Genomic DNA, 14,553 nt, shown 5'->3' on the forward strand with positions numbered 1-14,553 from the left:
TCAGAAGACAAGCGTCACCTTTGTCACCACCATTGTAAGGAAAATAGTTAGGTTTAAAGCCTGCTTGGTCATGAGAATCACACTTAAACCCGAATTACGCCAAAATGCACTTAGTAAGAGGTGAAATCTCACAAAAATCAGTCATTCTAGAGACAGAGTGATGGCATTAAACAGCATCGTATTGACTGATTATGAAGGAATATTGAAAGTAAGAGAAGATTCATTGTATAATTGGCTTAATACCTGCAATTATTGGTAAGTCCTAATGAAAAAAGGCAATTATTCATAGCGAACAATTGCCTTTTAAATCACAATCTTGGTATTCAGTCAAGTGCCATTATTTGGCATAATTCACTGATCTCATCTCCCTAATAACAGTAATTTTAATCTGTCCGGGATATTGCATTTCTTTTTCTATCTTTTGAGATATTTCAAAAGACAAATTACCAGCGGTATTGTCATTTACATTGTCTGCATCTACCAATACCCGCAACTCTCTACCTGCCTGCATGGCAAAGCATTTATTAACACCTTCAAAACTTAAGGCCAAATCTTCTAAGTCTTTAAGTCTTTTAATATAGCTATCCATGATTTCCCTACGGGCACCGGGGCGTGATCCGGAAATGGCATCACAGGCCTGTACAATTGGGGACAACATAGAAGTCATTTCGATTTCATCATGGTGAGCACCTATGGCATTGATAACCTCAGGATGCTCCTTGTGTTTTTTGGCCAGCTCCATACCAAGGATTGCATGTGGCAATTCTGCTTCTTCGGGATACACTTTACCAATATCATGAAGTAAACCTGCTCTCTTAGCCAACTTGGCATTGAAACCCATCTCGGCAGCCATCGTCGCACAAAGTTTTGCAACTTCTCTGGAATGTTGTAACAAGTTTTGTCCATAGGAAGAACGGAAACGCATTCTTCCAACCATCTTTATAAGTTCAGGGTGCAAGCCATGGATGCCAAGATCAATGCAAGTCCTCTCCCCTATTTCAATAATCTCCTCATCGATATTCTTTTCGGTCTTAGCCACTACCTCCTCTATTCGGGCAGGGTGAATACGTCCATCCTGCACCAATCTATGGAGAGCCAATCTGGCGATCTCTCTTCTAACCGGGTCAAAACCTGAAATAATTATGGCTTCAGGGGTATCATCTACCACAATCTCCACTCCGGTGGCAGCTTCCAATGCCCGAATATTCCGTCCTTCTCTACCAATAATTTTACCTTTGACATCATCACTCTCGATATTGAAGACAGACACGCAATTTTCAATGGCATGCTCAGTAGCTGTTCTCTGAATGGTATCCAAGACAATTTTCTTTGCCTGCTTGGTCGCACTAAGCTTCGCTTGATCTAAAATATCTTTGATATGTGAAGATGCCTTGGTTGCTGCTTCATCTTTAAGCATTTCAATCAATTGCTCTCTGGCTTCTTCTCTGGTAAGCAAAGCTACTTTTTCAAGGTCGGTAATCCTTTGGTGTGTTACCTTGTCAAGTTCATCTTTTCGAATTTGTACGGCATGAAGTTGAGCGTTAAGATTTTCCTTTTTACTATCCAATTCCGCTTCTTTGCGTTTAACATGTTCCATTTCCTTAGAAAGGATCTGCTCACGCTGCTTGAGCTTATTTTCATTGGTGATAAGGATATTCTTTTTCTTACCAACTTCTTCCTCAAAATCGGATTTTAGCTTCAGGTATTTTTCTTTGGCTTCAAGAATTTTATCTTTTTTAGTCCCTTCTGCTGTAATCTCAGCTTCTCGGATAAGACTTTTGGCTCTTTCCCGAGCCTCTTCTTCAATTTTCTTACTGTTATTTTTAATAAATAATCCTGCCAGGAGTCCCCCGATCAAAACGCCAATTGCGCCGGATATAATAATGTATATTGAAATTCCCATAGATATATTTGAGTTTATCTACCGGATAGAATAGGTAACTGCCTTGTTTGGGCTATAGAGACTAAAAAGAATCAAAGCAATGACTCAAGGTTTTTATTGACATGTTGGAGTACCTGCTTTACCTGCTCGCTACCTTCTGTATGGTCTTCCTTAATTTCCAGGAACTCTACCATGCAATCGAAAGCCACCATTGCCAGCAAGTCCTGACGATCCTCCAGTCCAAATTCCTCTCTGTACTTTTTTATTTTATCGTTAATTAATTTACCCACCCGTCTGATTCTGGCTTCCTCATCGGTTTTCACTTTCATTGGGTATTCTCTATCCCCTATTTTTATTCGTATCGAAAGTGTATCCATATTATTCAGACAGGTAAGTAATAATTTTATCGATTTCTTTTATATAGTCATCAATTCTCCCCCTCAATTCAGCAGATGCTTTATTTTCTACCGGTATGTTTCTTACAATTTTACTAATTTTAATTTGATTTTTAAAATCTTCGAGTGCTTCTTCCTGATCAGAAAGTCTCTTTTGATAGACCAAAAGTTGATTTTTGAGGGCAGTATTTTCCTGTTCAAGTAATTTTACTTTATTTTCTACCTGTTCTGCCAGGCTCTCTAACCGCTGAAGCTCCTCGTAAACCTTCATATTATTTCCTTATCAAAGCACCGGCATTTTTCTCAAAAGTATGCATTAATTTACTCATGGTCTTGTCTATCACCTTGTCTGTGAGGGTTTGCTGATTGTCCTGAAGATAAAAACTCATAGCATAAGCCTTCTTACCTTCTTCCAATTTATCTCCTTTGTACATGTCAAAGACATTGATTCTTTTCAATAACTTACCTCCTACTTTAGTTGCCATTTGTCTGATTTGATCAAAAGTAACTTCTTGATCAATTACTAAAGATAAATCTCTTCTAACTTCAGGGAATTTCGAAATTTCCTGAAATTTTCCTTGAGATTTAGCCAATTTGTTAAGCCTGTTCCAATCCAATTCAGCAAAATAAACTTCTTGCTTCACATCAGCCAATTTACAAATCTCCGGAGACAAAAGACCTATTGTACCTATAGTCTGCTTGTTAATTATTAAGTTTAAGCCAAAAGAAAATGGGCTGGATTCTATAACATTTACTTCAGGCTGTGAAAGGTTCAATTTTGTCAACAGTCCTTCGACCACAGCATACAAATCTGTAAACGCAACTGGTTTTACTGTATGCATCCAATTTTCATGACTTGCATTACCGGTAAGAAAAATGGACAACATTTTCCCTTCTTCATATCCTTCCGTTGCTTTAGCATACACCGAGCCAAACTCAAATAATTTCAAGTCTTTTTGTCTCCTGTTGATATTATGTGCCAGCACTTCTAAGCCTGTAAAAACCAGACTTTGTCGGAGCACACCCAGGTCTTCACTTAGTTTATTTAGAATTAGGACGTCTTTTTCCGGTGCAAGGAAAGCGGCCTTCTCTGCATAACTAGACTTACTTAGAGAATTGGTAACCATTTCACTATAACCAATACCTGCAAGCATTTCAGAAACCCGGTACTGTAACTTATTGGCATCCTTTGCCGGATGCTCAGCCAAGAAGTCAGCTTGATAGTTTTCTTTTAACGGAATGGCTTCAAAACCATAAATTCGCAAAATTTCCTCAATGATATCAGCCTCTCGGGTAACATCCACCCTATATGGCTTCACAATGGCCACAAATCCTAATTCTGTTTCATTGGTAACTTTTATTTCCAATGATTCTAGAATCTGCTTAATTTTTTCATTACCAATTTCTTTACCAATTAATCGATTTATATGTCGATAACTTACGGGAATTTCAAAATCCGCTATCGGCTCCGGATAGATATCAGTAATAGGAGAGCTAATAACAGCTCCAGAAAGATCTTTGATCAACATGGCAGCCATTTTCAGCGCAAAAACAGGCATATTGGGATCTGTACCTCTTTCAAAACGGAAAGAAGCATCTGTCTTAATCCCATGAAATTGAGCTCCTCTACGGACAACATCCATCCCGAAGCAAGCACTTTCTAAAAAAATTGTACTTGTTTGGCTAATTACTCCTGATTCCTGCCCACCAAGGGTCCCTGCAATGCAAAGTCCTTCTTGCTTGTCACAAATCATCAGCTCTTCTCCGGACAAGGATCTTTCTTTTCCATCCAGGGTAACAAACTTTGTGCCTGCTGGCATTCTTTTAACATGGATTTCACCCCTTGAATTTTATCAGCATCAAAGGCATGAAGAGGTTGACCTAAGTCATGTAGGATATAATTGGTAGCATCTACCACATTATTAATTGGCTCCAACCCGATCGCTTTAAGGTAATCCTGAAGCCATTTAGGAGAAGGTGCTACTTTAACATTGCTAAGAGTCAGGCCCGCATACCTCGGGCAATCTTTATTGTCAGCGACGTTTACCTGAATAATTTTATCCTCATTGTCAACAGCAAAACTTTCTACCCCTTTTAAGACCAACTCCTTATTTAATAAGGCCTTCAAATCCCTAGCTACTCCCAGATGGGATGCAGCATCTGCCCGATTTGGGGTCAAACCAATTTCAAGCACATCTACTTCCTTGATATCAAACAACTGACCAACCGGACTGCCATTCGGTAGAGCAGTATCTAAAACAAGAATTCCTTCATGTCCTTCCCCCAGTCCAAGCTCATCTTCGGCGCAGATCATCCCTAAAGACACCTCACCTCTAATTTTAGCTTTTTTAATTACAAATGGCTCTCCTGAGGACGGGTAAAGCGTAGCCCCAACTTTGGCTACCGGTACTTTTTGTCCCTTGGCAACATTAGGCGCACCACAAACGATAGGCACAACCTCATCCCCTAAGTCTACTGTAGTGAGTCTAAGTTTGTCTGCATTGGGGTGTGGCTCACAGCTCATCACTTCTCCAACTACTATGCCTTTAAGGCTTCCTTTTACTGATTCGTAGGTCGTTATTCCCTCTACTTCCAAGCCTCCGGCAGTTAACAGGTCGGCAATTTCTTCAGTAGATTGATTGAACGGTATATAATCTTTGAGTCGATTGATCGAAATTTTCATTATTACGGTTTTGACTAAGATACAAATTTACAATAATTGCCCTCTACTTAAAGGTTATTTATTGTAATTTTTCTCCCCTGCCCTGATAGGGATTTCTAAAATGTTTTCTTTTGGAGGAATGGGGCATGCAAAATCGGGGTTATAAGCGCAATATGGATTATAAGCAAGATTAAAATCTATGGTTATGGAGCTAGAACCATCCTGACGAAGATTGATATAACGCCCACCACCATAAGTTTCATCAGCACTTGTCCCATCTGCAAAAGCCAAAAAAAGTTTCTTAAATCGACTTCATCTTCTGCTTGCAATAATAGAAGTTTGAGGGATTTCCCTTGTAATTCAAACGTCACAAAGGAGTGCCTTATATACCTTTCCAAGGTACCATCTGTCATAGGAATTTCCACGATTCTTTTATTGGGCACAGGCTCTAACCTCCCCCTTACTTTATAGGATGGATCTATAGGATAGAAATCCAAGGGGTCAAGGTCTTTTTTTGATCTTCTTCTAATGGTGAATCAATATTATACTTTAAGAACTTAAACTGTCGCTCTCTTTCTGCGGCAATATTTTCTAAATACACCTCAGGATCAATGGTCCCGGTAAAGGTATACAACAGAGAACCAAGGACTACCAGCCCAACAAATGCCAACAATAAAGATTTTTTATTCATAGTAAATTAGATCATACTTTCATCTGCAAAGCTAAAATAGCCAACATCTGTGAAAATCACATGATCTAAGACAGGAAGCTCTAAATTTTTACCTACCAAGGTTAATTTTTTAGTAAGACTAATATCAGCACCGGATGGTTTCAAATTCCCAGAAGGATGATTATGAACTAATATAATGGCACTTGCCAGATTTTCCATGGCATATTTAAAAATTAATTTAGGGTCTGCAATAGTGGCAGAAGTGCCTCCCTGGCTAATCAATTGTTTTTTGATAACCACATTGCTGCGATTCAAAAATAAGACGTAAAAATACTCTATAGTTTCATCTAACAGCTCAGGTCGCATTAGCGTGTAAACATCTGCTGATGAGGTGATTTTCGTTTTCTTCTGAGGCTCAGATTCCTTTCTCCTCCTACCCAGTTCTAATGCACTTACTATCCCAAGGGCCTTGGCTTCCCCAATTCCCTTAAATTTCTTTAAATCATTTACAGACAACCTTGCCAACTGGGCCAGGTCGTTGTTGACACTCTGCAAGATATGCTTGGAAAGGTCCACTGCGCTAAGGTTTCTTGAACCAGAGCCTATTAAAATGGCGATTAATTCTGCATCTGAAAGCTGTGCCTTTCCTCTAAGCAACAATTTCTCTCTAGGCCTATCTTCCTCAGCTAAGGCGGATATTCTAATCGACCGGTAATCGTCCATAGGCAAAAAGATTACATAAAATTGACACCAAAAACCCCTTAAAGAATACATCCCAAGTTTCTTAAACAAACGCCAACCACCTGGTTTAATAGGGAATACCATTAAAAATATAAAAAAATAGGCATAAAAAAACCCTACTTTAAAGCAGGGTTTAAATATCTAATGCAAACAGACCTTATAGGGCATTAACAAACTTGGTCAATTTGGATTTTTTATTGGCTGCATTATTCTTGTGAATAACATTCTTTTTAGCCAGTTTGTCCAACATCGAATTTACCTGGTTTAAGAGCTCCTGAGCTTCCGCCTTGTCTTCAGTATTTCTCAATCTTTTGATGAAAGTCCTGGTGGTTTTGGCCTGGTATCTGTTTCTTAACCTTTTGGCTTCATTTGCACGAATTCTCTTTAAAGCCGATTTGTGATTTGCCATACTGTATATAATTAACTTTTTCCTTTTTTGCTTAATATTGGATCGCAAATTTAGCTGTTTTATTTTTAATTGCAAAACAATTATTTAAATATGAAGAAATAGAAGATTTTACAATCTCTGATTTTTTCACTATTTTCATAGATTACATTATATAACAAGTAAAATATGCGACTTTATTTGTTTTGTATTTTTATATTTTTCATCTATTATCAAGACGTAATTGCTTGGGGATTTTATGCACATCGCTTGATTAATCGTCAAGCTGTGTTCTCCCTTCCTCCTGAACTAATGGTGCTATTTAAGCCCAATTTAGCCTATATTTCCGACAAAGCTGTTAATCCTGACAGAAGACGTTATGCGGTACAAGGGGAAGCTGAAAAACATTATATAGACCTTGATGTGTATGGTGACAGTGCTATCTTTAAACTGCCCCAATCTTGGCAAGAGGCTCAAATTATATATGGAGAAGACAGCCTAAGAAAAAACGGCATATCCCCTTGGAGTACCTACCAAACTTTTCAATACCTCACTTACGCTTTTCAAAAAAAGACCGCCAAGCCATTCTCAAACTAGCCGCTGATCTTGGTCATTACTTGGGGGACATCAATGTCCCCCTCCACAGCACTGAAAATTACAATGGTCAAAACACCAACCAATATGGAATTCACGGCTTTTGGGAAAGCAGGCTACCAGAACTCTATGCCAAAGATTATGATCTTTTTGTGGGGAAAGCCGAATATTTAACCAACCCGAGAAAAGAAATTTGGGAAGCCATTGAAGTGGCTCATAATGCATTAGATTCGGTTTTTAGTTTCGAGAAATTATTAACAGATAAATTTCCCGATGACCAGAAATACAGTTATGAAAACCGTGGAAGCATTACCACCAGGGTTTATTCCAAGGCATTCAGCCTCGCTTACCATCAAATGTTGGCCGGTCAAGTGGAACGACAAATGAAAAAGACGATCAAACTAATTGCTGACTTTTGGTACAGCGCCTGGATTCTAGCCGGTCAACCCGACTTGACAAATCCGGCACCTAACTTTCGACCACCTTTTGAAATTGACAGTATTGAGACACCTCAGGATTCAATCAAAAACGTCAGGGAACATCAGTCTCTTTTTACTGACCCTGAAGCACTTTTTGGAAGAGTTTAAATAAGAATTTATACTATTGGCAAGCCTTTCGAAAGTATTGCGGAAGACGTCCTCGTTTTCTTCCAAGAGGGTAACCCTGAATCCTCGTAAGTCAGAACAGAAAGAACTTACCGGAACAACACATATCCTCTCTGAGGCAAGCAAATTGTAAACAAATCGCTTATCATTTGGCATATCCTTTTCTTCTAACCACTTCTCTAAATGGGATTTAATCGCTTTATTTTCCACAGGAAGGAATTGATCTTCATCCAGCACCCCTTCATCAAAGATGACAGTATTGTAAAAAGCTCCTTTGGTTTTATTGAATTTAATGCCCGCTACATTACCCAAAACTTCTTCCATGATTCTGCTTCTGGTACCAATCGCTGCATTTGCCGTGATCCTATAATCTTTATAAGCCGGGTGACTCATAATTTTTGGTATGGCAAGTTGAGGTAACGTTGTGGAGCAAACCTCGATCATTTTTGCATTTTCAAGGGTTATGCAAAGCTTTGTAAATTCTTCTGAAGTATGTTTGTTGTAAAACTCCATCCAGCCACACCTAGATCCCGGCCAAGGGAATTCTTTGGAGATACCTTTTAAGGATATTCCCGGCAAATCATTTCCTAAAATTTCAGCCAGACTTATAGCCTCATAACCATTATAGGTTATGTTTTGATAAATCTCATCTGCGATCAATAACAGATTAAATTCCCTGGCAATCTCTACAAATCTATCCAAAACTTCCCTAGGGTATACCATCCCTGTAGGGTTGTCCGGATTAATAATCAGGATACCTACCACCGAGGAATTGTATTTTACCTTATTGTAAAGATCCTCCATGTCAGGGTACCAATTGTTATCCGGATCTAGCTTATAGGTCAAAGGTGCTGAATTGGCATGCGCCGCTTCAGCAGAGCTATGAGTGGAATAGGCGGGTGAAGGCCCAATAATTCGTGCTGTAGGAGTTAGAAACTGGTACAACTTGGCTATGCCATCCCCCAACCCATTGAAAAACAAGATATCTTCAGCCTCTATTTTTACCCCTCCTTTTTTGTTGTTAAGGTTGGCTAGAAATTTACGTGTTTCAAGCATACCTTTGCTATCCGCATATCCATAACTATGATCGTCCTGAACAAGCTCGGAAACAATTTCCTTCATCCAAGTGGGTATGGTATTGTTTTTCTGTATAGGATCTCCTATATTTTCCCAGGTGATCTCATACCCAAGATCTTCAATCAGTCTTGCTTTTTTACAATCCCCCTGATTTCATAGTTCAATTCTTCAGCGCCCGGGCGCAATAGCAATTGTCTCATCATAATTTTATGCGATGCTGGCTTTAAAGCACAAAGAAACAAAAAACGAAAATAAACTGAACCATATTTTAAAAAAAGGAAGACTTCAAATAAAAAAATCCCTTTGCTACGCCTAAACATAACAAAGGGAAAACACAAACACAGGATTTTTAATAAAGCTTTTTATTTAAGCTTTTTATATTTAATTCGTTTCGGCGTAAGGTCCCCTAAACGCTTTTTCTTGTTTTCCTCATAATCAGAGAAATTGCCTTCAAACCAATACACATTACTGTCCCCTCAAAGGCAAGAATATGAGTACATATTCTATCCAGGAACCAACGGTCGTGAGAGATTACCACTGCACATCCGGCAAAATTCTCCAAGGCTTCTTCCAGCGCTCTTAGGGTATTTACGTCCAAATCATTGGTAGGCTCATCCAAAAGTAAGAGGTTTCCTCCCTTTTTCAAAGTCATGGCCAAATGAACCCGATTTCTTTCACCTCCGGAAAGTACGCCAACCTTTTTACCCTGATCAGACCCCCCAAAATTGAAACGACTCACATACGCTCTGGAATTCACTTCTTTGTTCCCAAGTTGCACGTATTCGTTCCCTTCAGAAATTGTTTCATATACAGTTTTGTTGGGGTCCAAGGTGTCATGTTCTTGATCAACATAAGCTATTTCCACCGTTTCCCCTATTTCAAAATGACCGGCATCAGGTTTTTCATCTCCGGTAATTAAATTGAATAGCGTGGATTTACCTGCACCATTGGGACCAATCACTCCTACAATCCCGCCTTGAGGCAATGAAAAAGTGAGGTCATCAAATAGTAATTTATCTCCAAAAGCTTTCGAAACCCCTTTGACTTCTATGACCTTACTCCCAAGTCTTGGTCCCGGAGGAATATACAGTTCAAGTTTAGATTCTTTTTCTTTGGCATCTTCACCCACAAGCTTATCATAAGCATTCAACCTTGCCTTACCTTTGGATTGTTTGGCCTTTGGCGACATCCGGATCCACTCCAATTCTCTTTCAAGGGTCTTCTGCCGTTTAGACTCTGTTTTTTCTTCTTGCTTCAAGCGATCTTGCTTTTGCTCTAACCAACTCGAATAATTTCCTTTCCAAGGTATCCCTTCACCTCTGTCCAGTTCTAGAATCCAGCCGGCCACATTATCTAGAAAATATCGATCGTGAGTAACCGCTATTACTGTGCCTTTGTAATTTTTTAAATGTTGTTCAAGCCATAAAACCGACTCAGCATCCAAGTGGTTGGTAGGCTCATCTAGTAACAAGACGTCAGGCTCTTGCAAAAGCAACCTACATAAAGCCACTCTTCTTTTCTCCCCTCCGGATAGATTTTCTACGATGGCATCAGCAGGAGGGAGACGCAAAGCATCCATTGCTTTTTCCAACATGGTTTCCAATTCCCAAGCATTCGCGGCATCTAATTTTTCCTGAACCTCACCTTGTTGATCAATCAATTTTTGCATGGCATCCGGATCTTCCATGACAGCCGGATCCATAAATTTCTCATTAATTTGCTCAAACTCTTTCAAAAGGTTAACGGTATCACTAACAGCCTCTTCCACTACTTCTTTTACCGTTTTAGTAGGGTCTAATACCGGCTCTTGTTGTAACATACCTACAGAGTATCCCGGGGACCACACCACTTCACCTTGGTATTCGGTTTCCATTCCGGCAATTATTTTCAGCAAGGAACTTTTTCCAGAGCCATTAAGTCCTAGAACGCCTATTTTGGCACCATAAAAAAACGAAAGGTAAATATCTTTAAGTACTTTTTTCTGTGGAGGGTAAACTTTGGAAACTCCCGCCATAGAAAAAATTATTTTTTCATTACTCATGGTTGATTTATGTTTAATTTAAAAAGCAAAGATGGTAAAAAATCGGCTTTCTTAGGATAAATGAACCATATTTAATTAATTTGCAGAAATACGTCAAACCACTAAATATTTGCAACCAACCTTTTAATCATGACTGAACATCCATTTGGATATATTATAGGAGACAAAATCTACTTGAAGGGCTTCTTAGGCCAAGAAGATCGTGTGATAGGAGAGGTTAAAGAAGATGAAGCTTCCACCTTTCGCTATTTTGAGGGTAGATTTGACACCGTAAAACAAAAGGTAGAAAAATTAAAAAGTGACATTCAGGAAAACCAAAACAAAGGCTCTTTCTTGATGAAACTCATTCACCTTAAGTCCTCATTAATGTCCTATGACGGACTTGGGGATTTTCCTGAGCTAATCAAAGAACTTGAAGAACAGGAAGCCTATTTGGAAGAAATCATACAATCCAATCGACAGAAAAATTTAGAAATAAAGAATGAACTTATCCAAGAGGCTGAAACCTACAAGGACAGCACTGACTGGAAAGAAACTTCTGAGGTTTTTAAAGAGCTAAAGCTCAAATGGCTAAAAACAGGTCCTGTAGAAAAGGAATTGGAAGAAGAAATCAACAAAAAATTCCAAGACATCCTCGATGTTTTCTACGGCAATCGTAAAAATTATTTTGATGGGCTAGCTTTGCAAGCAGAGCAAAACATCAAAGTCTACGAAAATCTATTAGAACGCGCTAGGGAAGCATACAATTTGGCAGATGTAAAGACTGCCTTTGAAATAAGCAAGAGAATACAGAAAGAGTGGAAAACTTCAGGTCGGGTTCCCGCATCAAAAAGGCAACCCATTTGGGATGAGTTTTCTAAAATCAATAACCGTATTTTCAGCAAATACAAGCGCATGAGTCAAAGCATGCCCACCATCAGCCCCGGGTTAATGATTAAGAAAATTGATCGATGGGCTGAAGAAATGCGACTTCTTTCCAAAGGAGAAGTAAATGAAAGCAAATTGAACCAAGCGAAAAAATTACAGGGAGAATGGAAAAAGCTTCCTCCAAAAAAACCAAGAAATGCACAACAAAGTATTGGCTCTTTCGTATTCTTTTCAGAAATAATCTTTGAGAAATCATTTCTTGACAAACTTTGTCATTCAAAATATGAAGGGTTTGCTGAAATGCCTGAAACGGAGCAAAATTCCTTAAAAATAAACCTTTTGAAAGATCTTATTGCCCGAGATCAAAGAGAACTTGTCACTGTAAGGGAAAATGCTGAGAACTTTAGAAGTCAGGAAGGCGAATTTGATCACATAATGAGAAAAAAATTGCCGCCCATAAAAGAAAAGTCGATGTGAAAAACAGTATTTTAAAAGAACTTACAAACAATTAATCCGTAAATGTTTTAGTTTAAGAAAGTATTTCTATTTTTGCACCCCTTTAAGGGGATCTTTAAAATTGTGTAGATTATGTATTGGACTTTAGAACTTGCCTCCTATCTGGAAGACGCTCCGTGGCCAGCCACCAAGGATGAGTTAATTGATTTTGCTATTCGCTCTGGAGCACCGTTAGAGGTTGTCGAAAACCTCCAAGAGCTTGAGGACGACGGAGAACCTTATGAAAATATCGAGGAAATATGGCCGGATTATCCAACAAAAGACGATTTCTTCTTTAATGAAGATGAATATTAATTATCAAGCCTTCTCTATTAAGTGAAGGCTTTTTCACTGCCTTATATCCTTAAGGCTTTTTTAAGTTTTATCATGCCCTTTTTGCTCACCGGCAATTGGGTATTGTCTTTAAGAAACACCAAATAGTTTTCCTTTTGGTAAGGCTCTATTTTACTTATTGCTGAAATATTCACAATATGTGATCGATGGATGCGAGTGAAGTTTTGGGGATCAAGCATTTTTTCAAAGTAGGACATGGTTCCTAATTTTAGGAACTGTTTTCCTGCTGAGTTGATCTTTACATAGTCACCATCGGCACTAATGGAGGCAATATTGGCTTCCTGCAAAACCTCAATCCTGTTACCGGTCTTTACCACAACCCTGGTCAGAAATCCCTCTGATGGCATTTCCTCTTTTAATCTTGTCAATTTAGATGAATCATTAGGTGCTATACTTACCCGTTGAATAGCTTGACCCAGTCTTTCTTTAGAGAATGGCTTTAGCAAATAATCCACCGCCTGTAATTCAAAAGCCTTGATGGCATAATTGTCATATGCTGTAGTGAAAATTATCTTTGGAGGCTCTTCTAATAGCTCTACCAATTCAAAACCGGTGATTTTGGGCATTTCAATATCAAGAAATACCAAGTCAGGTTGAAGTTCTCCAATTCCTTTAAAGGCCTCAAACCCGTCGTTAAACCGCCCTACCACTTTGAGGTCAGGAAAATCTTCTAAATAATCTTGAAGTAAATCTTGAGCCAATGGCTCATCATCTACAATAATACAACGTATCATTTAATTTGTGGGATTTTTAAAGTAGCAGTAAAATGACCATCGCTTTGGCTGTAATCCAATAAATCCTTCCTCCCAAATATCAAAAACAATCTCCTTTCCAAACTTTCTAAACCAAAGCCGGTTCCTGATGCTTTTTTAGAATTTTCGTCACTGGGATTTGTTACTGTCACCTCTAGACAATCCAATTTTTGACTTGCCTCAATCTGAATTAAAACTTCTCCGGTGACACCATACAAACCATGTTTCACAGCATTTTCTACTAAAGTCTGGAGCAACAGAGAAGGTAACTTTAAGGTTGAAATACTTTTAGGTATCGTTATTTCATAACTAAGCCTATGACCAAAACGGATTTTTTCCAAATAAAAATATTGAGTTATAGCCTCCATCTCACTCGCTAAATCAGTCCATTCTTTTGAATCGGACTTCAGGTTTTTTCTATAATATTCAGCCAGTCCCTGAACCATATTACGAGCTTTCTCCGGATCTCTTTTTAATAGGGCATTAATCGAATTCAAACTATTAAAAAGGAAGTGAGGCTGCATTTGCTGTCTTAAATAATGTAGCTCTGCATCAGTAGATAATTTTTGGCGACTCTCTTCATGCTGCAGCTTATTAAAATCTTTGCTACTTGACCTATAGGATAGCACATTTATACCTACCAAATGTAAGAGCCATGTTCCAATGCAAATTCTTAATGGAACAGTATCTCCATAAACGATTTTATCCTCTGCAAAAACTAACCAGCCTGACTCCCACAAAATTTGATTCCCATAGGTAAGTAAAGCTGCTAACACAAGGGAAAATAACAGGGTTGGCCAACTTTTAACCTCTCCAACAGGATAGTAATTTAACATTAGCTTGATAAGGATAGCTCCCAGACCAAACGTAAAAGCACTTATCAGACCATCAGCAATACTCCATTCTACATTACCCTGCTCCAAATAAGCAGTAAGAAAAGTACCTGCGAAAACCATCAAAAGAAAAATCACCTGATCCTTACTATTTTCATTGATTTTTAAGAATTCAGGTGACTTTTCCATAGTGGACCTAA

11 protein-coding genes and 4 pseudogenes are annotated in these 14,553 nt (G+C 38.6%); 4 read left to right on the top strand and 11 right to left on the bottom strand.

Annotated elements, in window-relative coordinates:
• Positions 1–337 precede the first annotated feature (337 nt).
• From rny to rpsT, 7 genes and pseudogenes are all read right to left on the bottom strand, one after another.
• Entirely contained in the window at positions 338–1,903 is a 1,566-nt protein-coding gene (rny, locus tag WG932_RS15005) for a ribonuclease Y (RefSeq protein WP_149393957.1), read from the bottom strand.
• Positions 1,904–1,974: 71 nt separating this feature from the next.
• Positions 1,975–2,259, bottom strand: coding sequence for a cell division protein ZapA (locus WG932_RS15010; RefSeq protein WP_014018888.1), 285 nt, complete (start codon positions 2,257–2,259; stop codon positions 1,975–1,977).
• 1 nt (position 2,260) lies between these two features.
• Complete coding sequence (locus WG932_RS15015) at positions 2,261–2,548, bottom strand: hypothetical protein (protein WP_014018889.1); 288 nt, start codon at positions 2,546–2,548, stop codon at positions 2,261–2,263.
• A 1-nt stretch (position 2,549) separates the two neighbouring features.
• Positions 2,550–4,801 (bottom strand): annotated as a pseudogene (pheT, locus tag WG932_RS15020) (phenylalanine--tRNA ligase subunit beta).
• Positions 4,802–5,014: 213 nt separating this feature from the next.
• Positions 5,015–5,630: pseudogene (locus tag WG932_RS15025) on the bottom strand (DUF1684 domain-containing protein).
• A 6-nt stretch (positions 5,631–5,636) separates the two neighbouring features.
• Complete coding sequence (gene radC, locus WG932_RS15030) at positions 5,637–6,332, bottom strand: RadC family protein (RefSeq protein ID WP_483088496.1); 696 nt, start codon at positions 6,330–6,332, stop codon at positions 5,637–5,639.
• Positions 6,333–6,507: 175 nt separating this feature from the next.
• Entirely contained in the window at positions 6,508–6,759 is a 252-nt protein-coding gene (gene rpsT / locus WG932_RS15035) for a 30S ribosomal protein S20 (RefSeq protein WP_041934949.1), read from the bottom strand.
• A gap of 177 nt (positions 6,760–6,936) precedes the next feature.
• Here rpsT and WG932_RS15040 point away from each other — a divergent pair, with 177 nt between their 5' ends.
• The gene (locus WG932_RS15040; protein WP_483088497.1) at positions 6,937–7,332 is read left to right on the top strand and encodes a phospholipase C/P1 nuclease family protein; all 396 of its coding nucleotides are present in this window, start codon (positions 6,937–6,939) and stop codon (positions 7,330–7,332) included.
• Positions 7,257–7,916, top strand: coding sequence for a zinc dependent phospholipase C family protein (locus tag WG932_RS15045; protein WP_483088498.1), 660 nt, complete (start codon positions 7,257–7,259; stop codon positions 7,914–7,916). Before WG932_RS15040 ends, WG932_RS15045 begins: the two co-directional genes overlap by 76 nt.
• Here the strand turns inward: WG932_RS15045 and WG932_RS15050 are convergent.
• Both WG932_RS15050 and ettA read right to left on the bottom strand, forming a co-directional pair.
• A pseudogene (locus WG932_RS15050) lies at positions 7,848–9,211 on the bottom strand (pyridoxal phosphate-dependent aminotransferase). The gene WG932_RS15045 and the pseudogene WG932_RS15050 sit on opposite strands and share 69 nt — an antisense overlap.
• 162 nt (positions 9,212–9,373) lie before the next feature.
• Positions 9,374–11,052: pseudogene (gene ettA / locus WG932_RS15055) on the bottom strand (energy-dependent translational throttle protein EttA).
• Positions 11,053–11,181: 129 nt separating this feature from the next.
• On the opposite strand from ettA, the gene WG932_RS15060 reads away from it, so the two are divergent.
• Entirely contained in the window at positions 11,182–12,396 is a 1,215-nt protein-coding gene (locus WG932_RS15060) for a DUF349 domain-containing protein (protein WP_483088499.1), read from the top strand.
• Positions 12,397–12,507: 111 nt separating this feature from the next.
• Positions 12,508–12,729 carry a DUF2795 domain-containing protein gene (locus tag WG932_RS15065; protein WP_010855875.1) on the top strand — a complete coding sequence of 74 codons (222 nt, stop codon included), beginning with the start codon at positions 12,508–12,510 and terminating at the stop codon, positions 12,727–12,729.
• A gap of 41 nt (positions 12,730–12,770) precedes the next feature.
• Here the strand turns inward: WG932_RS15065 and WG932_RS15070 are convergent, their stop codons facing one another.
• Together WG932_RS15070 and WG932_RS15075 are read right to left on the bottom strand one after the other, a co-directional pair.
• Positions 12,771–13,502: a LytR/AlgR family response regulator transcription factor gene (locus tag WG932_RS15070; protein ID WP_483088500.1), complete on the bottom strand. Its 732-nt coding sequence runs from the start codon at positions 13,500–13,502 to the stop codon at positions 12,771–12,773.
• Complete coding sequence (locus WG932_RS15075; protein ID WP_483088501.1) at positions 13,499–14,542, bottom strand: sensor histidine kinase; 1,044 nt, start codon at positions 14,540–14,542, stop codon at positions 13,499–13,501. Before WG932_RS15075 ends, WG932_RS15070 begins: the two co-directional genes overlap by 4 nt.
• Positions 14,543–14,553: the final 11 nt, after the last annotated feature.

Source organism: Cyclobacterium sp. SOCE241, assembly GCF_056867545.1.

Coding starts and splice junctions, on each gene's coding strand:
- rpsT (WP_041934949.1), bottom strand. CDS start 6,759: ATGGCAAATCACAAATCGGCTTTAAAGAGAATTCGTGCAAATGAAGCC.
- WG932_RS15010 (WP_014018888.1), bottom strand. CDS start 2,259: ATGGATACACTTTCGATACGAATAAAAATAGGGGATAGAGAATACCCA.
- WG932_RS15060 (WP_483088499.1), top strand. CDS start 11,182: ATGACTGAACATCCATTTGGATATATTATAGGAGACAAAATCTACTTG.
- rny (WP_149393957.1), bottom strand. CDS start 1,903: ATGGGAATTTCAATATACATTATTATATCCGGCGCAATTGGCGTTTTG.
- WG932_RS15015 (WP_014018889.1), bottom strand. CDS start 2,548: ATGAAGGTTTACGAGGAGCTTCAGCGGTTAGAGAGCCTGGCAGAACAG.
- radC (WP_483088496.1), bottom strand. CDS start 6,332: ATGGACGATTACCGGTCGATTAGAATATCCGCCTTAGCTGAGGAAGAT.
- WG932_RS15075 (WP_483088501.1), bottom strand. CDS start 14,542: ATGGAAAAGTCACCTGAATTCTTAAAAATCAATGAAAATAGTAAGGAT.
- WG932_RS15070 (WP_483088500.1), bottom strand. CDS start 13,502: ATGATACGTTGTATTATTGTAGATGATGAGCCATTGGCTCAAGATTTA.
- WG932_RS15065 (WP_010855875.1), top strand. CDS start 12,508: ATGTATTGGACTTTAGAACTTGCCTCCTATCTGGAAGACGCTCCGTGG.